Here is an 18107-nt window from a genome sequence, read left to right as displayed (position 1 = left end):
TGCTACCTCACATGCAGCCGGCGGTTTGGATCATTATCTTGATCAGGTGGCTTTGCCGTTGCTCTTTGTCTCAACCTGAAGCCCTACCCCGTTTAATTTTACGCTATGCCCGTTGTGACCGATCGAAGCACCATCCAAAAAAGGTAACACTTCTTCCTGGCCGGCCAGTTTTTTGTAAAGCGTGAGAGCCTGTGCCACCACCTGGTCCATGTTGTAGTACTTGTAGGTAGCCAGCCTGCCGACAAAATGAACCCCCGGCGTAGCATCCGCCAGCTTTTTGTACTGGTTGTAAATGGCCGCATTTTCGGGGCGTGGCACCGGGTAATACGGGTCTCCCTCGGCTTGCGGGTATTCGTACACCACGCTGGTCTTGGAATGCTGCTGCCCCGTCAGGTACTTAAACTCAGTGATGCGGGTATAGGCGTGCTCGTTCGGGTAGTTGACCACCGCAGCAGGCAGGTACACCAGCGTATCCAGCGTTTCGTGCTTAAACCCGAGCGAACGGTAAGGCAGTTTGCCAAACCGGAAGTCAAAGAACTCATCCACCGGACCGGTATAGATCATCTCTTTGAAAGGTATCACGTTGAGTATTTCGTGGTAGTCCGTGTTGAGCATGATCTTGATATTGGGATGCGCCAGTAACTTTTCGAACATACTCGTGTAGCCGTGCAGCGGCATGGCCTGGAAGGTGTCGGTAAAGTAACGGTCGTCGCGGTTGATGCGCACCGGCACGCGGGAGGTCACGGATTTATCCAGCTCCGACGGATCCATGCCCCACTGTTTGCGGGTATAGTTGCGGAAGAACTTTTCGTAAAGCTCGCGACCCACTTTGCTCACCACCACATCTTCGGAGGTACGCACCGGCGATACTTCCTCCGCCACGGATTTAAAAAAATCATCCACTTCAAAGGACGTCAGACTCAGGCCATACAGTTTGTTAATGGTATCGAGGTTAATGGGCATGGGTACCAGTTGTCCGTCCACGCTGGCAAGCACCCGGTGCTCATAAGGGCGCCAGGCCGTAAACTGCGACAGGTAATCGAATACCTCCTTTGAATTGGTGTGGAAGATATGCGGCCCATACTTGTGCACCAGTATACCGTCCTCGTTGTAATGGTCGAAGGCGTTGCCGGCAATGTGCGGGCGCTTGTCAATGATGAGTACTCTTTTATCCAGCTGTGAGGCCAGGCGCTCGGCTAGTACACTGCCGGCAAACCCCGCTCCCACGATCAGGTAATCGAACATAAGATTTAAGACTATAAGGTAAGTGAGGGACTCCTGATCAGGATTTCTGCTGTTTCTTTAACTCCAGTGCCTGAGTGACCAGATTCGTCATGCTGCTCCAGGTGTTGTCCCAGGAAAGGTCGGCCATAAAACCATCCACCGCGGCCAGCCACGCCTCGTCCTGCTGCTGCAGCAGGGCATCTTCGACAGCGGTGATAAAGGCTTCGGGCGTGTCGGCAATGTGCACTAGGCCGGCCTCGCCATAAGGTCGCATCACATCCCGGATAGGTGTTGACACCACGGGCTTTCCGGCTGCCAGGTACTCGGGTGTTTTGGTTGGGCTGATAAACTCAGTGGACTCGTTGATGGCAAACGGCAGGAGCGCTACATCCCAGCCGCTCAGGTAGGCCGGCAGTTCCTTGTAGGACTTTCCTCCCAGGTGGTGAATGTTGGAGTGCTGGGGCAAAGTGGCTGGGTCGATCTTCACCACTGGTCCGATCATGATTAGTTGCCATTCTGGTCGGGCAGTTGCCAGGGCTACTAAAAGCCCGAGGTCCATGCGCTCGTCTATTACCCCAAAGAAACCGATGCGGGGGCTGGGTATACCTGCCTGATCAGCGGGTTCGGACAAAGGAGTGCGCGCCTGCGCAAAGTGTGCCTTGTCGATGCTGCTCGGAAAGGCATGGGCCTGCGGATGTTGCTTTTTCTTAGCCTCGTACAGACTCTGACCTCCCGTAAATACCAGATCAGCCTTTCGGAAAAGTGCCAGTTCGCGCTCTTTAAGCTGGGCAGGCGCAAACTTAAAGGCCGAAAGCTCATCCATGCAGTCATACACGGTAAGCGCAGGCGTAAAATGGTCCGTGAAGCCCAGGGCCATGGGGGTGTAAAACCAGAAAAGGTAATGTGCGATTTGGTGCTCGGCAAATAGTTGGTCGAGCAGGCGCCGCTGGGCTGCTTCTATTGCTTCTGCGGCCATGCCGTGGGGTATGTGTGGCACCACTAGGTGCACCTGCCCTTCCCGCTCATCTACCTGCAGGTATGGCTCCTGGCAGTCAGTGAACAGGGGCTCCTCCACAAAGAAAACACGCACGTGTTTGGCAAAGCGCGAGAGTAAATGTTGTGGCCGCTGGTACACAAAATCCCAGCGCAGGTGCGAAAGGCAAACCACATCTGGCAGGTTCTGAAACCTGGTGGATGATGCCCCGTCACTCCTTTTATTTGTGCGTGATTCGGTTTTTGTAATTGGTACAACAATAGAGTTGTCTTCGTCGGTAGTTACCGGCACAGTTGATTCAGAGTTTGTTTTAAACATAGCATTGTATTAAGGACAGTAAGGCCAGGCTACACGATAGCATATAGAATTTGCCTACCTGATGATTAGGGATTCTCTAACTACGTTATTTGTGCTAAATCAGCTTAAGAAATTATACGGATAGGCACCGGTTTTTACACTTATTTCTTCTATTGTTTATACCTACAGAAGAGCGATGTTGAATTACATTTAGCCGATTAACCAGTTTTAAGACAGAATGTCTATTTTGCATCCTGATAAAGAGGAAGGCAGGTATGGATCAATCACAGGCAGCAGCTAAAGACAGTGCAAAGGGGAATGGCATCGGCATGCGCAACGAGCGCTCGCTGCATGCTGCCCTGAAGCAATGGTACGCCCAGCCAGGCGACTGCTTTGAAGTACCTGTTGGTGGTTTTGTTATAGACCTGGTGCGTGGCGAGCAGTTGGTTGAGATACAGACCCGTAATTTCACCGCCATCCGGCAGAAACTGCAGACCCTCGTACAGCAGCACCGCGTGCACATGCTGCATCCGATCACGTTCGAAAAATGGATCGTGCAGATAGACAAGTCCGGGGGCACAACCTTGTCCAGAAGAAAGTCCACGACGAAGGGTGCGCTTACCGATCTGTTTGAGGAACTCGTGCGCCTGCCAGAGTTAATGAACCATGACAATTTCTCTATTGAATTTCCGCTGATACAGGAAGAGGAAGTGCGTTGCAAAGATGGCAAAGGCAGCAAGCGTCGCAAACGCGAAAGCCTGAAAGACAGACGATTGGTCAGTGTCGTCTCTTCCAGGGTGTTCAGCAAGAGCACCGATTTCCTGGAGTTTCTTCCACCTTCCCTGGTGCAACCCTTTTCTAACAAATGCCTGGCACAAGCTACTGGGCTGCCGATGCACCGCTGCCGCCAGATTACGTACTGCCTGCGTAAAATGGATGCGATTGTGGTCGTGGGCAAAAGAGGGAACGAGCTGCTCTACGAGTGGTAGTACGTAAAAAACAAAATTAAAGCATCCTGATAACTTCCGGAAAAACGCTATATTGTCATACCTTATACACCATAATAACCCACATACTAACGTATACCTGAATGCCATCCATTACGCCCATTACCACCGAAGAGGCTGTTTCACAGTCTAAAGAAACGCCGCGGGACTATAAAAACTATACCTCCCCGCTAATTGTCGTAACGCTCCTGTTCTTTATGTGGGGCTTCATCACCTGCATGAACGACATCCTGATCCCGAAACTGCAGGAGGTGTTTACGCTGCAGCTCTGGCAGGCCATGCTCATCCAGACGGCCTTCTTTGGGGCATACTTCATTGTGTCGTTCTTTTACTTTATGCTTTCCATTACCAAAGGCGACCCGATCCAGAAAATCGGGTATAAGAACGGCATCATCATCGGTCTGATCGTAGCGGCGCTAGGCTGCACTTTGTTCTATCCGGCAGCTGAGTTTCATAGCTATGGTCTTTTCCTGATGGCCTTGTTTGTGCTGGCCTCGGGCATCACGGTGCTGCAGATCACGGCCAACCCTTATGTGGCGATCCTCGGCCCGCCTGAAACATCTTCCAGCCGTATGAACCTGTCGCAGGCGCTGAACTCCTTCGGTACCACCATCGCCCCTATCATCGGGGGTTACCTGATCTTTGACCAGGTGGCATCTGCCCAGATAGATACCGCTGACTCTGTAAAACTCCCCTACCTGGGACTTGCAGCGCTGCTGCTGCTGTTGGCATTACTCATCAAGGTGGCAAGACTTCCACGACTGGAAGGCAGCGGGAAAATAGAAACCGGTGCAGTGGCTGTGAAGCACCCGCATCTGGTACTGGGCATCATCTGCATTTTCATGTATGTAGGTGGTGAGGTAAGTATCGGCAGTGCCTTGATCAACTACATCAAACTTCCACAGATCACCGGTTTGTCTGAATCGGAGGCGAAGCATTACCTGGCCTTCTATTGGGGCGGAGCCATGATCGGTCGCTTCTTTGGGGCTGTGGCACTAAGTACTTTAAAGCGCGCGGGTAAGTTTGCAGTTATGGCCCTCATTGCGGTGGTTACTTTCGTGACGGTTTACGCGCTGTACGACCTGAACCAGGCGCTGATCATCCTTGGTTTGATTGCGCTGAACGTGGTCGTGTTGATGCTGGCTCGCTTTATACCTAACCGCACCGTAGGTTTGTTTGCCATGGCCGTGATCGCACTGCTGCTGATCGGCGTGTTGGCGGAAGGTTCGCTGGCCATGTGGGCGATCATCGCCATTGGTCTGTTCAACTCCATCATGTTCCCAACCATTTTTGACCTGGCCATCAAAGGGCTCGGCCGCCATACTAGCCAGGGTTCTTCGCTCTTAGTTATGGCTATCGTGGGCGGTGCCATCGTGCCGCCACTGCAAGGCCTGTTCGCCGACGTAACCGGCGACCTGCAGCTTTCCTTCATCATCCCGATGATCTGTTATGCCTACATTGTATACTATGGCTTTGTGGGGTATAGAGTGAAGGAGGTATAGGTATAACCGACAGACATTAAATTTCAAAAAAAGAGACCGTGGGATAAACCTGCGGTCTTTTTTTTGTCTGAATCAGGATTTACAGGATTTTTAGATTGACAGGATTTTCGCGCATGATTGTCATGCCCCTGGCGACTTCGAAGGGAGACTTTTTCGTTACTGCTTTCCCGTCTGTCATCCTGAAAGGATCTTGGTTGCAGGGGGTTAAGGCAGTTGCTATAACACACTCTTGCCCCTCTCTTTATAGAGGACCCTACCCCGATGGAGAATTTCTGCTACTACCACTACCGGGTTAGAAGCGTTGTAGCTGCTGCAGAGCTCTTATGCTCTACCGGGTCCAACCACCCCTGCCCCTCCTTATCCAAGGAGGGGAGTTTTGGCAACTACCAGTTCGGAGGTCTAGGCACTGTTGAGAACTACTGCTGGCAGGTATAGCAAGACTAACTTGCACCTCAGCTATGGAATAGATTACATCAGCCCGGTGCACCAGCGACTATTTTGTGTTGGGGGTGAAGGGGTCCCCCTGTCAAGAACGGTCAGCGAGTGGGGGTAGGGGCCCTCGATTTTCATCAAGGAAAAAAGTGAGGCCCGCCCGGCCAGGGCAAGCTATGAAACAGAACAGAATAGGTATAGCTATACAGACGCTACGCCAGGTATAGGCATACCAGACCAAGGGGCCGGATGCCCCACCATAGCCGTCACGAGCGTGGACGCTCGCGCCCTTGATAATACTTATCCTCAATAATACCTATACCTCATTACGGCGCTACAGAAAAAAACTTCTTATTCGGCTTACTACCCATGTAAAAGATAATCTTCCCACCATTCATAATCTCGTCGTGCGTCAGGTAAGTACGATTCACAGGCTTCCCATTCAACTCCATTTTCTGCACATACACATTCTTATCACTCTGGCTTTTCACATCGATGGTGAAGGTCTTACCGTTCTCCAGGTTGATCGTGGCGGACTTGATCGCCGGACTAGTAATGGCGTACTGATCCGAGCCGGGAGCGACCGGATAAAAGCCCAGGGCGCTGAAAATGTACCAGGCACTCATCTGCCCGAAGTCGTCGTTGCCGCCCAGGCCGTCGACTGTTGGTTTGTACATGGCTTTGAGCACCATGCGGGTGCGCTCCTGTGTTTTCCAGGGCTGGTCGGTCCAGTTGTAGAGGAAAGGCACGTGGTGCGAGGGCTCGTTACCGTGCACGTAGTTGCCGATGATGCCTTCTCTGGTGATGTCTTCGGTATTCTCGAAGTACTTGTCCGGCAGCTCCATCGTGAAGAGCGAGTCCAGGTGCTGGGCAAAGCGGGTCTTCCCTCCCATCATGGCAATCATCTGCGCCGGATCGTGCGGTACGTAGAGGCTGTAATTCCAGGAGTTGCCTTCGATAAAGCCCTGTCCGTGCGTGTCCAGCGGGTCGAATTCTTTCTTCCAGGTGCCGTCGCTCAACTTAGGTCTCATAAAGCCGGATTTGGAATCGTACACATTCTTGTAGCTTTCGGCACGCTTGCTGAATTCTTCGTAAATGTCCTGCCGGTTCAATTTCCTGGCCATCTGCGCAATGCACCAGTCGTCGTAAGCGTACTCCAGCGTTTTCGATACGGAAGAGCCGTTCTTGTCCTCCGGCACGTAGCCCATGTCCATATAGTACTCCAATCCATCGTAGTAGCGGGTGCGGGCGGTCTGCACGCAGGCATCCAAGGCGCGGTTCGCATCAAAGTTTCCGTTTCCTTTCATCACGGCATCCGCAATAACGGGCACGGAATGGTAGCCGATCATACACCAGTTTTCGTTGGCGTAGTGCGACCAAACGGGCAGCATTTTGTGTACGCTCTGGTCGTAGTGCGCCAGCATCGACTTGATCATGTCGTTGTTGCGGGCGGGCTGCAGGATGTTGAACAGCGGGTGCAGCGCCCGGTAGGTATCCCAGAGCGAAAAGCTGGTGTAGTTGGTAAAGCCGTCGGCCTGGTGCACGTTCATGTCAATGCCCCTATACCTGCCGTCCACGTCCATGTAGGTGGTGGGTCCCAGAAAGGAATGGTACATGGCGGTATAGAAATTCACGAGGTCATCCTTACCAGCATCAACCACCACTTTGCTGAGTTCTTTGTTCCAGGCGGCCTGCCCTTCACGCTTCACCCGCTCAAAGTCCCAGTGCGGAATCTCGGCTTTCATGTTAGCCAAAGCGCCTTCGGTACTCACCGGTGACAAGGCAAATTTGATCTTGATCTTCTCTCCTTCCTCGGTCTTGAAATCGAAATAGGCACGGATCTTTTTGCCGGCGAACTCGGGGAAGTTTTTGGTCTGGTCGAACTTGCGCCAGAAGCCTTTGTATACCTGTGCCTCTGCAAAATCCTGGTTGCCATACTGGTGGAAAGGCTTGCTGAAGGACATCGCAAAGTATACGGTGCGGGTGCGGGCCCAGCCGTTGGTCTGGCGGTAACCAGTGATCAGGGTATCGTTCTCCACGCGCACAAAAGTCCAGGTGGTTTTACCGTCGTAGTTGTAGATGCCCGACATCAGATCAAGAATGATGTGCGCCTCGTCCGACTTCGGGAAGGTATACTGGTGCATGCCCACGCGGTTGCTGGCTGTGAGCTCTGCCAGGATATTGTGGTCGTCAAGTTTCACCTTGTAGTAAGCCGGTTCTGCTACTTCGTTTTTATGCGAGAAAGCCGAGCGGTAGCCGCTCTCCGGTATGTCCGCTGTACCCGGATTCAGCTGCAGTTTGCCGCTGGTCGGTGCGATCAGGAAGTCGCCCAGGTCGGAGTGGCCGGTGCCGCTGAAGTGCGTATGACTGAAGCCGACAATCGTTTTATCGTCGTACTGGTAGCCGGCGCAGTACTTGTACACGTCCTTGTTATACTTGCCGTTCACCTCGTAAGGAATGGTATCAGTATCGGGGCTCAGCTGCACCATGCCAAAAGGCACCGTAGCACCCGGATAGGTATGGCCCATCTTGGCGGTTCCGATCATGGGGTTGACATACCTGACCAGATCAGGGGTTGAGGACTTCTTTTGTGCAAAGGCCAGAATAGGTATAAACAGGAGAACGGAAAGGGCTATACTTCTCATAGAGTGGACTGTCTGTTCGGAAATCAGGTTAAGATGACGTGTTTAAAGTTATGGTTTATTTTTAAAATATAGCCCCTTGCTTTGCCAGAATAGCTGATTCGGTTGAATCTACCAGAAGTGCGGATTCGGATTTATCAATCCGAATCCCAATAGAGGGGCCCTACCCCCGGGAGGGCTGTTTCATTCTAAGAAATCAGGCAAAGAAACATGTTGTCATTCTGTTAAGAAACTTGGTTGAAATAGAGGGCACCTACCCCCGGAGGTTAAGCCGATCCTACTTGCGGGGGTAGGGGCCCTCTTTACCAAGATCCTTACAGGATGACAAAAAGAGAGAATGAAACGGCCCTGCCCTTGAGAGGAGCGGGAGCGGTGTTTAAAGCTGCGTAAAATTGTATATCGGTCTACTACTGGCATTTTAACTCCGAACATGACACCCCTACTGACCTATGGTCGCAAGTTTCGAACTCCCGTTCTGACTTGTCCTCAAAGAGATAGTTTTCGGAATCCATCATCACTGTTGTTTTACCTGGTGTTCAAAGGCTGTATTTGCACCCACCTGAGCAGCGCTTAAGCATAGTACAGGCAAATTGACTAAATTGCACCTTTGCTTTTCTTTACCCTGCATTTTAAACTTAGTCGCCTGATGGATTTTATTTCGCTTGATTTCGAAACGGCCACACCGCAACGTGACAGCCCCTGTGAGATAGGTATAACCGTGGTACGAGACAGGCGCATCGTCGAGACGCGTTCCTGGCTGATCAAGCCTTTGTATTACCCGAACTTCAATTCCTTTAACATCGCCGTGCACGGTATCCGGCCCGCTGACGTAAAGGACCAGCCTGATTTCGCAGAGCTCTGGCCGCAGCTGAAACCCTACCTCGAAAACCAGTTGCTGATCGCCCACAACGCTAGTTTCGACATGAGCGTGCTGCGCAAAACACTCATCACCTATGGCATTCCGCTGCCGGAGGCACGCTATACCTGCAGCTTGAAGTTTTCGAAGAACATCTGGAAAGGGATGCACAAGTACGACCTCAAAACACTCTGCAACATGCACCGCATTGATTTTCTGCATCACCGCGCCGCTTCCGATGCCGACGCCTGCGCCCGCCTCTCACTAAAGGCCCTCGACCTGACGGGTACGAGCTCAGAGGCAGAGTTTGATGTGCGCATGGGGAGCAAGATCAGCCGTGTCTGATCGCTAATGTGAAGTCACCCGGCGGCAGTATTCCCCTAAAAGGGAAAAGACCCGTACTCCCCACTTTCCTTGGCGGCCAGCAGTGGGCGTCCATCCAGGTATAATCAGGCCGAATTCCGCTCGGCGTTGATGATACCAAATGAGCAGCGCATCACCAACTTCTCGTATACCTGTTTTTCTTGCGGCGTTGCCCCCTGTTCTTCCAGACTCCGGATGCGGGCCAAGGCATACTGCTGAATCGTGATGAGCGGTAACTCGATGCGTTGCCGCAGCCGGATCGAGAGCTCATCCATGGGTTTATCGGCCATCAGTGTGTCGGCTCCCGCCAGCAGGAGCACGTATTTTTTCGTCCGCTCAAACTCCTCGTATATCTGCTGCCAGAGCGGGCCGTATGTGGGATGCTCCGCCAGGTAGGCCGTCACCGGAAAAAAGCACTTCTTCATGGCCATCTCGGAGTTGTCGAGCAGGGTTTTGAAGAACAGCGAGTGTTTGTAGAGCTGCTGCAGTTTGGGCCAGTCCCCTTTCGCATGTAACGCCTCCAGCGCTCTGCCCACGCCGTAATAACCCGGCAGGTTCTGTTTCAGCTGACTCCAGGCGCCCACATAGGGCACGGCGCGCAAATCATCCAGGTTGAGCTTGCCGGATTTGCGCTTCGAGGGGCGACTCCCGATGTTGGCCTCACCGTAGTAGCGCAGCGGACTCACATAGGTGAGGTACTCCAGGAAAACCGGATTGTTCTTCAGTTCGACATAAGCGTCGTAGCTCACTTCGGCGAGCTCCTGCAGCAGCTGGTCTTCGTCGGGACTGAGCGTGGGCTTTTTGCGGTTGAACAGACTGTTGCTGATGCCGGCATGCAGGAGCTGCTCCAGGTTGAAGCGGGCTGCATCCACGGATCCAAAGTTGGAACTCACCGTCTGGCCCTGAATGGTGAGCTGAATCTCTTTGTTAGCGATGTTGTTGCCCATGGAGGCGTAAAACTGCTGCGTTTTGCCGCCACCTCGTGCCGGCGGACCTCCCCGCCCGTCGAAGAAGATCACCTCCACGTCATACTCCCGGCTCACCTGCGTGAGCGCCTCCTTGGCTTTGTAGATGCTCCAGTTGGCCATCAGGTAGCCGCCGTCTTTGGTGCCGTCGGAGAAGCCGAGCATGATGGTCTGGGTGTTGCTGCGCCGCTGCAGGTGCTCCCGGTATACCTCATTTTCATAGAGCTGGCGCATAACGGCCGCCGCCTCCCGCAGGTCCGTAATCGTTTCGAAGAGCGGCACGATGTCTACGGTGAGGGCCTCGGCTTGCCAGCCATTCAGGCGGAACAAGGTATAGACCTCCAGCACATTGAGGGCACTGGTGCAGTGGCTGATGATGTAGCGGTGGCATCCCTCCTCCCCGTTGCGCTCCTGTATGGTCCGGATAGCGGTTACAGTTTGCAGCGTGTCCTGCAGCAGCTCATCGTCTGAGAACAGATCGAGGTCTTGCAGACTATCTGCTATACCTGTCAGGGCAGCAATTTTCTCCCCATCAGGCAGCTGCGCATAGTCTTTTGGCAGCAGGTCGGTGCGCTGCGAAAGCTCCTCAAACAGGTGGCTGTGCACAGAGGAATCCTGGCGGATGTCGAGCGTGGCGAAGAACAGGCCGAAGAGCTCCACTTTGGTGATCAGTGCCTCCACTTGTTTTAAAAACAAACTGTTATGCTCCTCCAGTAGCAGCCTGCCTATCTCCCGCAGTGAAGTGAGAATATCCTCCTGCTTCAGATCCAGGGTATAGCCGGGCACAAACAGGTGGTTGTAGAGTTTGGCCTCCAACTCCTTCAGCAGATCTTCCACGCCCCTGAAAGTCAGGCGGCGCCTGAGCAGGCGTATGTCTGCATAGTAAGCCCTGATAGCCGCAACCCGCAGCGCATCGGCCACCTGCAGCGTAGTGTCTGCTTTCACAAAAGGATTGCCGTCGCGGTCCCCTCCCGGGCAGAAGCCCATCCGGATCAGTTTAAAGCCCGGCCGGATTACCCCCGGAAACTGTGCCTCCAGGTAAGAAATAATGTCGCCGGAAGCACGGTAAAAAACATTCTCCAGAAACCAGATCAGGCTGACGGCCTCCTCATAGGGAGTGGGTTTCTCTTTCTTGAAGAAAGGCGTTTTGCCCAGCTGCCGCAGGTATGAGTGCGCCTGCGAGGTATTGTCAGTCGCAAGTGCCTGCGACAGGTCGTTGATGATGCCCAGTACATTGCTCGGGTAAAACTGCGTAGGGTGGGCCGTGAGGACCATGCGCACCGCAAACTCCTGCAGCTTGCGGGCCAAATGCTCCTGTGCCTGCTCGTGCAGCACCGCAATGCTCAGCTGGTTCAGGGTGCCTGCGCCGTGCATGTCGTGGGTGTCGCGGAAGGCCGCCTCTTCCAGGGCATCGAACAGCACCACCTGCCGTTCTGCATACTGCACAAAACGGAAGAGCAGGTCGTGCTGCTCCTGCTCGGTGCGGTAGTTGGTGTACTGCGCAAAGAAGCTTTGGATGATCTCCTGCGGACTCTGCTGTCGCTGGTAGCCGTCCTCACAATGCAGTACCAGCAGCGAGAGCAGCACGCCTGTTTTTTCCACCCGGTGGAAAGGCAGCGACGAAAACAGACTGTTATACATTTCATAGCGCGTGCCAACCAGGGTGGAGAAGGCTTCCAGGTTGGTGTCGGCGCGCAGGGTACTTTGTGTGTTCATAGTTTCAGGGGATCAGTCGTAAAATTTTCTTAAGATAAGAAATTTTGATTGGAGGGTACAGGTATGCAGCTTATAACCTTTGGCAAGTGCCTGCATCAGGGCCTAAACCAGGCTTCGCTTTTTTGTCGCAAATTGCCCTTCATTTGTCTGTTTACACCCCCTTCTTCCAGCCCTGTCAGTTTATTATTGTACTAGTCAGAGCAGGGCAGACGAGCGGCCTGGGCTATTAGGTTCTGGCGCAGCAGCAACATGAATTCAATTGCTTCTTCCTGTATTCCATTTGATTTTTATATGTACATTCATGCTGCACTTTGTCAATCCTGATCACTAGTTAATCATTTCAAAATAAGCTAAATACTATGGAAAACACTTCAAAAACCACGTCCGTAACCATCAGCGCAAACGTGCAGGCTCCGGTTGCGAAAGTCTGGCGATGCTGGACAGATCCGCAGCACATCACTAGATGGAACAATGCCTCCGATGACTGGCATACCCCACGCGCAGAAAACGACCTGCAGGTGGGTGGCACGTTCCTCTCCAGAATGGAGGCCAAAGACGGCAGCATGGGCTTTGACTTCAACGGCACTTACACCGATGTGCAGAAACACAAGCGCATTGCCTACGCCCTGGAGGACGGCCGAAAAGTAGAGATCAAGTTTGAGCCGGCTGGCAATGAAACCCGTGTCACGGAAATCTTTGATGCAGACCCAAGCCATTCGGTGGAGATGCAACAGGCGGGCTGGCAGGCCATTCTGGATAACTTTAAAAACTACGTAGAAGCTGCTGCCAAGCCCCGCACGCTGCACTACGAGATCAGCATACAGGCGCCCGCCGAAAAGGTATACCGCACCATGCTCGACCCGGAGCAGTACAGGGCCTGGACCGCCGTGTTTCACCCGACCTCGCATTACAAGGGCTCCTGGGAAAAAGGCGCTAACATACAGTTTCTGGGTCTGGACGATAAGGGCGTTGCCGGTGGCATGGTCAGCCGAATAAAGGAGAACATTCCGAACCAGTTTATCAGCATCGAGCACCTGGGTCTGGTGCAGGGCGACACGGAAATTACGAGCGGACCGGAAGTAGCCGAATGGGCGGGTGCGCTGGAGAACTATACCTTTACCGAAAAGCAGGGCGAAACGCTACTGGCCGTTGACGTGGACACGAACCAGGAGTATGAAGCCCACTTTTCGGAAACCTGGCCCAAGGCGCTGCAGAAAATAAAGGCCCTAAGTGAAACCGGATCCTAAACTTTTAACCCACAAAATAAAACGATGGCAACAGTAAGCACCTACCTCAAATCACGAACCAGACCGAGGAAGCCTTCCTTTTCTACAAATCCGTTTTCGGGACCTAGTTTATCGGGAGCATTTCCCGTTTTGGCGACATCCCTCCTTCCGAGGACATGCCGCCTATACCTGAAGCAGACAAAAACCTGATCATGAACATCGGTTTGCCGATTTTGGGCGGACACCTGCTCATGGGAACGGACGCGCCTGAATCGATGGGCTTCCGGCTAACGAAGGGCAACAATGTGTACATCACCCTGCACCCCGACTCCCGCGAAGAAACGGAGCGCCTGTTCAAGGCGCTTTCGGAAGGCGGCAAAGTAGAACAGGAACTGCAGGATATGTTCTGGGGCGACTACTACGGCAGTTGCGAAGACAAATTCGGCGTCCACTGGATGTTCAACTGCGATCAGAAATAACAAAATACAAAAGAGCCACTCTTTCAGTTATGGAAGGCGGCTCTTTTGCTAGTTCTCTTTGCTATTGCACGTAAGTATAGCTTTCGCTTATGGCTGGCACCAGTTCGGTTGGACAGCCTCCTAGGTATAACATTTACTTTAGATAGCTAATAGCGACTTAATTTTAAAATATAAGTCTATCAGTAAATCGCTATATTGTCGGGATGAAACAGATGAGCACCGTCCCAAACACTCCGGCACTCAAGATCTACCTGAAGAAATTTACGAAGTTGCGCCAGGGCGTGACTCAATATGGCAAAGCCCCACACAAACCGGTTCTGTTGCTGACTTTTATAGAGTTATTTGAGAAAGGCGAGCTTTCAGAAAACAGGATATACATTTCACCGGAGCTGGTGGCGCAGTTTAAGGAGACTTTTGCACTACTGGTGAGGACAGCGCACACAACTGACTTCTCTTTGCCTTTTTATCACTTGGCAACCGAAGGATTTTGGAGTGTTAGAACAAAAACGGGTAGAGTTCTCCAGGTACACATTAGAAGCATCCATACCCTTAGTGAAGTAGTGGATTTCGGTTACTTTGCTGAAGACCTCTATACCTTACTTCTAGACACAGCGTCTCGCAATATTTTGAAGACTGCTATACTAGACCACTATTTCCCCAATACAAAAGCTGAGTATCTTAATACTAAACAAGGTGGGTACATTCAAAACCTGCAAAGCTATCTCCTTAACGAGAGTCCTGCCATCTATACCTTGGCATTGAATGAAACTGACGAAGAAGAAGCTTTTATACGAGGCGGGATGTTCAAAAAACTTGTCCCGCAAGTTTACAACCATACCTGCTGTATTTCAGGTATGCGTTTGGTTTCCAATCACGGATTTTCTATGATTGATGCTTGTCATATTGTTCCTTTCAGCCTCAGTAAAGACGACAAGATCAATAATGGTTTAGCCCTATGTCCTAACCTTCACCGTGCCTTTGATCGCGGACTTATCTCAGTAGATGAAAAGTTAAAAGTGCTGGTTTCAAATACAATTGCAGAAGACTTATCAAACAACTATGCCCTTTTGCATCTTAGAGGCAAGCCACTAACGTTGCCTTTTGGTGAAAAGCATTTCCCGAACGCTTCAAACCTTGCCTGGCACCGTCAGCATGTATTTAAAAATTAAATCTTCTCATAATTTTCTTACCCAGCCTAACCCTTAGAGAATGCTCAAAGAAGGTATTTACGAACAGCTTATCACCACTGCTCTAAAAGACAAAATTGATACTTTATCAGCTGAAAAGTTCTTTATAGCCCAAGTAGAAATAGATAAAGAAGAAGCTGCTAAGATTCTTTCTGAATATTTGATCGATTTGATTCAATTAGCATTGCGGGAGCTAAAGAAGGATGATTTGAGGAAACAGGTACAGTTCTGCAATGAGATCATTCAGTTTGTAGACGAGAAAATAAACCTGGAGGCGAGTAATAGTCTGATTTATCATGAGGGGTATATACTCACTGCTGTATTATCTAAAATTGGCAAAACAGATAAACAATTATTCGACGACCTGAACCGTAAAATTCCTCAGACTGGTTTATCAGTGAGTAACTTATTTACAGGAAGTAACTCCGATATTTCAATTGATACAGAAATAGAGCGCGACATTTTATCTGCGGACAAAATCTATTGGATTGTATCATTTATTCGTTGGTCAGGCCTACGTATTTTTGAACGTGCTCTCAGAGAGTTTACGAACCGTGAAGGTGCTGAGCTTCGGATTATCACGACTTCATACATGGGTGCTACAGAAGCGAGAGCGTTAGATTTTTTATCAAAGCTGCCCAATACGCGCATTAAAATTTCTTACCAGACAAAAATTGAACGATTGCACGCTAAGGCCTATATTTTCGAACGAAATACAGATTTTAATACTGCATTCATAGGTTCCTCCAATCTCTCAAAATCCGCTTTAACCAAAGGCCTTGAATGGAATTTAAGGGTAACTAGCCAAGAGAACCCTCACATAATAGAAAAGGCTAAAGCCACCTTCGATCATTATTGGAATAGTATCGACTTCGAAGATTTATCAATAGGTGGTATTGCTAAATTTAAAGAAGCTATTAAGAATGAAAAGCAGCGCGATAATGTGGTTTCGTTAACAAATTATTTTAAGATAAACCCCTTCCCTTTTCAGAGAGAGGTATTAGAGAAATTAAAGGTAGAAAGGGAGATTCACAGTAACTTTAGAAACCTTGTTGTAGCTGCTACAGGCACAGGTAAAACCATTATTTCTGCCTTCGATTACCAACGGTTTTACCTGGCACAAAAAGGCAAAGCCAACTTATTATTTATTGCGCACAGGAAAGAAATTTTAGAGCAAGCTATTGCTTCTTTTAGAGCTGTCCTAGGTTCTGGGTTTAACGACTTTGGCCAATTATGGGTAGGAAACCATGTACCGCAGGATGGGGACTTACAGCATCTTTTTGTTTCCATTCAAACTTTCTATTCCCAAAAACATTTCTTCCAAGAGAGGTTATCAGCTGATTATTATGATTTCATTATAATAGACGAGGCACACCACAGCCAAGCGGAAACCTATCGAATCATCTTTGATCTATTCGAGCCAAAGATTCTACTTGGACTGACGGCAACACCAGATCGGATGGACGGCAGGAGCCTGCTGCCAGATTTCAATGATAAAATATCAGCTGAAATAAGGCTAGCAGATGCGCTTACCTTAAAACTGCTCAGCCCTTTTCAATATTTCTGTATCTCCGATGAAAAAAGTGTAAACCTTAAAAACGTGAGGTGGGAAGCTGGCAGGTATAACACCACTGATCTTACAGCAGTACTTTCGACCAAACAAAGAGCGGCTTTGATTCTAGATGCCGTTGAATATTACCTGACAGATCCATTTGAATCGAAAACCCTCGGCTTCTGTAGCTCAAAGGCTCATGCTCAATTTATGAGCGACGCGTTTAATGCAGCAGGCTACAGAGCCGTTTCTCTAGTAAGTGGAAACGGAAATAATACAGAAAGAGCAACAATTCGGCAGCGGCTAATAATAGGTGAGGTCAACTTTGTTTTCGTCGTTGACATATTTAACGAAGGTGTTGATATACCTGAAATTGACACTGTGATGTTTCTACGCCCAACAGAAAGTTTAACAGTATTCCTGCAACAGTTGGGTCGCGGCCTAAGAATTTCAGAAGGAAAAGAATGCTTAACGGTACTTGACTTTGTGAGCCAAGCGCACGTTAACTATAACTTTGCCGATAAATTTAGAGCATTAGCCGGCAAATCAAGATTTAACATTCAGAAAGAAATCGAGAACAACTTCCCGCACCTCCCTCCGGGCTGTAACATCAGGATGGAAAAGCATGCAAAGGAGTATATTTTAGATAATATTAGAAGTGCGGTTTTTAATCTCCGCAGATTACGACGTGAAGTTGCCAGCTTTAGGCATTATGCACATCAGGAGCTGACATTGGCTAACTTTCTAAGGTATCACCAATTGGATATCCGCACCATCTACAGTACAACTACTTGGTCTGAATTAAAAAGAGATGCAGGAATTTTAAATTACGAGATAGTTAGATATCATACCCAAATAGAGAAAGGTTTAAAGCGAGTTGTACAAATTGACTCCCCTTCTTATTTACAGTTTATTACCAATCTTGTTGAGCATGATTTTGATTACACTGATACTGACGGACTAGACAATCAGTTCGCCCTAATGTTTTACTATGACATTTGGCAAAAAGGAATAGGAGAGTATGGCTTTACTAATATTAAAGAAGGGCTCCAGGCAATTGGAAACTATACTGTTCTTAAAAGTGAATTGAGAGAAATCATTTCCTATTTAAGAAGCCAACTTGAACATACTACCAAAGCAGTAACATTAGGTTATCCGTTAGCACTAGAATTACATGCTCGTTATTCAAGAGATGAAATATTGTGTGCTTTTGGTAAAACTACTCCTGAAAGGGCATTTCCTTCACAGGAAGGTGTGATCAATATACCTGCTCTTAATACAGAACTCCTGCTCGTTACCCTTAACAAGTCAGACAAAGACTTCTCTCCAAGTACCCAGTATGAAGACTATGCTATTAACGAAAAGATATTCCATTGGCAGTCACAAAACAAAACAGCTCCTGAGAGTCCTGTAGGTATTTCCTACATCATGCACCGAGAGAATGAGAAGCGCCTTCTGTTGTTTGTGCGGGAGGAGAAGAAAGACGCATATGGTTTTACGAGTCCTTATTACTTCTTAGGTCCTGTAGATTATGTGACACATAAAGGGTCTAAACCTATGAGTATAAATTGGGAATTACACGAACCAATGCCCGCTTTCTTGTGGAAAGGCGCCGCTAAAATGGCAGTGGGGTAAATTCAACTAGACTTAACTTAAAGAAACATT

At 49.8% G+C, this 18107-nt stretch carries 11 protein-coding genes; 7 read left to right on the top strand and 4 right to left on the bottom strand.

Annotated elements, in window-relative coordinates:
• Nucleotides 1–42 precede the first annotated feature (42 nt).
• Nucleotides 43–1245, bottom strand: coding sequence for a UDP-galactopyranose mutase (gene glf / locus C8E01_RS13505; RefSeq protein WP_243409570.1), 1203 nt, complete (start codon nucleotides 1243–1245; stop codon nucleotides 43–45).
• A 37-nt stretch (nucleotides 1246–1282) separates the two neighbouring features.
• Nucleotides 1283–2536, bottom strand: coding sequence for a glycosyltransferase family 1 protein (locus C8E01_RS13500; RefSeq protein WP_116543969.1), 1254 nt, complete (start codon nucleotides 2534–2536; stop codon nucleotides 1283–1285).
• A 254-nt stretch (nucleotides 2537–2790) separates the two neighbouring features.
• On the opposite strand from C8E01_RS13500, the gene C8E01_RS13495 reads away from it, so the two are divergent.
• Together C8E01_RS13495 and C8E01_RS13490 are read left to right on the top strand one after the other, a co-directional pair.
• Entirely contained in the window at nucleotides 2791–3504 is a 714-nt protein-coding gene (locus C8E01_RS13495) for a hypothetical protein (RefSeq protein WP_116543968.1), read from the top strand.
• 101 nt (nucleotides 3505–3605) lie between these two features.
• Nucleotides 3606–5024, top strand: coding sequence for a sugar MFS transporter (locus C8E01_RS13490; RefSeq protein WP_116543967.1), 1419 nt, complete (start codon nucleotides 3606–3608; stop codon nucleotides 5022–5024).
• 758 nt (nucleotides 5025–5782) lie between these two features.
• On the opposite strand, the gene C8E01_RS13485 is transcribed toward C8E01_RS13490, so the two are convergent.
• Nucleotides 5783–8101, bottom strand: a complete 2319-nt coding sequence (locus C8E01_RS13485) for a GH92 family glycosyl hydrolase (RefSeq protein ID WP_116543966.1) — start codon at nucleotides 8099–8101, stop codon at nucleotides 5783–5785.
• A 643-nt stretch (nucleotides 8102–8744) separates the two neighbouring features.
• Here C8E01_RS13485 and C8E01_RS13480 point away from each other — a divergent pair.
• On the top strand, nucleotides 8745–9299 hold the full coding sequence (locus tag C8E01_RS13480) for a 3'-5' exonuclease (protein WP_116543965.1): 555 nt from the start codon (nucleotides 8745–8747) through the stop codon (nucleotides 9297–9299).
• A 104-nt stretch (nucleotides 9300–9403) separates the two neighbouring features.
• Here the strand turns inward: C8E01_RS13480 and C8E01_RS13475 are convergent, their stop codons facing one another.
• Nucleotides 9404–11998 (bottom strand): phosphoenolpyruvate carboxylase, encoded by a 2595-nt coding sequence (locus tag C8E01_RS13475; RefSeq protein ID WP_116543964.1) that lies wholly within the window; start codon nucleotides 11996–11998, stop codon nucleotides 9404–9406.
• A 359-nt stretch (nucleotides 11999–12357) separates the two neighbouring features.
• Between C8E01_RS13475 and C8E01_RS22110 the strand changes: the two genes are divergently transcribed.
• From C8E01_RS22110 to C8E01_RS13455, 4 genes are all read left to right on the top strand, one after another.
• Nucleotides 12358–13245 (top strand): SRPBCC family protein, encoded by an 888-nt coding sequence (locus C8E01_RS22110; protein WP_116543963.1) that lies wholly within the window; start codon nucleotides 12358–12360, stop codon nucleotides 13243–13245.
• Between the two features lie 155 nt (nucleotides 13246–13400).
• Nucleotides 13401–13703, top strand: coding sequence for a VOC family protein (locus tag C8E01_RS13465; RefSeq protein ID WP_317046910.1), 303 nt, complete (start codon nucleotides 13401–13403; stop codon nucleotides 13701–13703).
• Nucleotides 13704–13906: 203 nt separating this feature from the next.
• Nucleotides 13907–14872: an HNH endonuclease gene (locus tag C8E01_RS13460; RefSeq protein WP_243409569.1), complete on the top strand. Its 966-nt coding sequence runs from the start codon at nucleotides 13907–13909 to the stop codon at nucleotides 14870–14872.
• Between the two features lie 40 nt (nucleotides 14873–14912).
• Complete coding sequence (locus tag C8E01_RS13455) at nucleotides 14913–18077, top strand: DEAD/DEAH box helicase (RefSeq protein WP_116543962.1); 3165 nt, start codon at nucleotides 14913–14915, stop codon at nucleotides 18075–18077.
• The last annotated feature ends 30 nt before the right edge of the window (nucleotides 18078–18107 follow it).

Origin of the sequence: Pontibacter virosus (genome assembly GCF_003096355.1) — a bacterium.
Taxonomy (GTDB): Bacteria; Bacteroidota; Bacteroidia; order Cytophagales; family Hymenobacteraceae; genus Pontibacter; species Pontibacter virosus.
Note: the sequence above shows the minus strand (reverse complement) of the source record. Positions and strands in the feature narration are given on the sequence as shown.

What these genes read in the sequence shown, in the direction of transcription:
- glf (WP_243409570.1), bottom strand. Translation starts at nt 1,245, where the DNA reads ATGTTCGATTACCTGATCGTGGGAGCGGGGTTTGCCGGCAGTGTACTA.
- C8E01_RS13500 (WP_116543969.1), bottom strand. Translation starts at nt 2,536, where the DNA reads ATGTTTAAAACAAACTCTGAATCAACTGTGCCGGTAACTACCGACGAA.
- C8E01_RS13495 (WP_116543968.1), top strand. Translation starts at nt 2,791, where the DNA reads ATGGATCAATCACAGGCAGCAGCTAAAGACAGTGCAAAGGGGAATGGC.
- C8E01_RS13490 (WP_116543967.1), top strand. Translation starts at nt 3,606, where the DNA reads ATGCCATCCATTACGCCCATTACCACCGAAGAGGCTGTTTCACAGTCT.
- C8E01_RS13485 (WP_116543966.1), bottom strand. Translation starts at nt 8,101, where the DNA reads ATGAGAAGTATAGCCCTTTCCGTTCTCCTGTTTATACCTATTCTGGCC.
- C8E01_RS13480 (WP_116543965.1), top strand. Translation starts at nt 8,745, where the DNA reads ATGGATTTTATTTCGCTTGATTTCGAAACGGCCACACCGCAACGTGAC.
- C8E01_RS13475 (WP_116543964.1), bottom strand. Translation starts at nt 11,998, where the DNA reads ATGAACACACAAAGTACCCTGCGCGCCGACACCAACCTGGAAGCCTTC.
- C8E01_RS22110 (WP_116543963.1), top strand. Translation starts at nt 12,358, where the DNA reads ATGGAAAACACTTCAAAAACCACGTCCGTAACCATCAGCGCAAACGTG.
- C8E01_RS13465 (WP_317046910.1), top strand. Translation starts at nt 13,401, where the DNA reads ATGCCGCCTATACCTGAAGCAGACAAAAACCTGATCATGAACATCGGT.
- C8E01_RS13460 (WP_243409569.1), top strand. Translation starts at nt 13,907, where the DNA reads ATGAAACAGATGAGCACCGTCCCAAACACTCCGGCACTCAAGATCTAC.
- C8E01_RS13455 (WP_116543962.1), top strand. Translation starts at nt 14,913, where the DNA reads ATGCTCAAAGAAGGTATTTACGAACAGCTTATCACCACTGCTCTAAAA.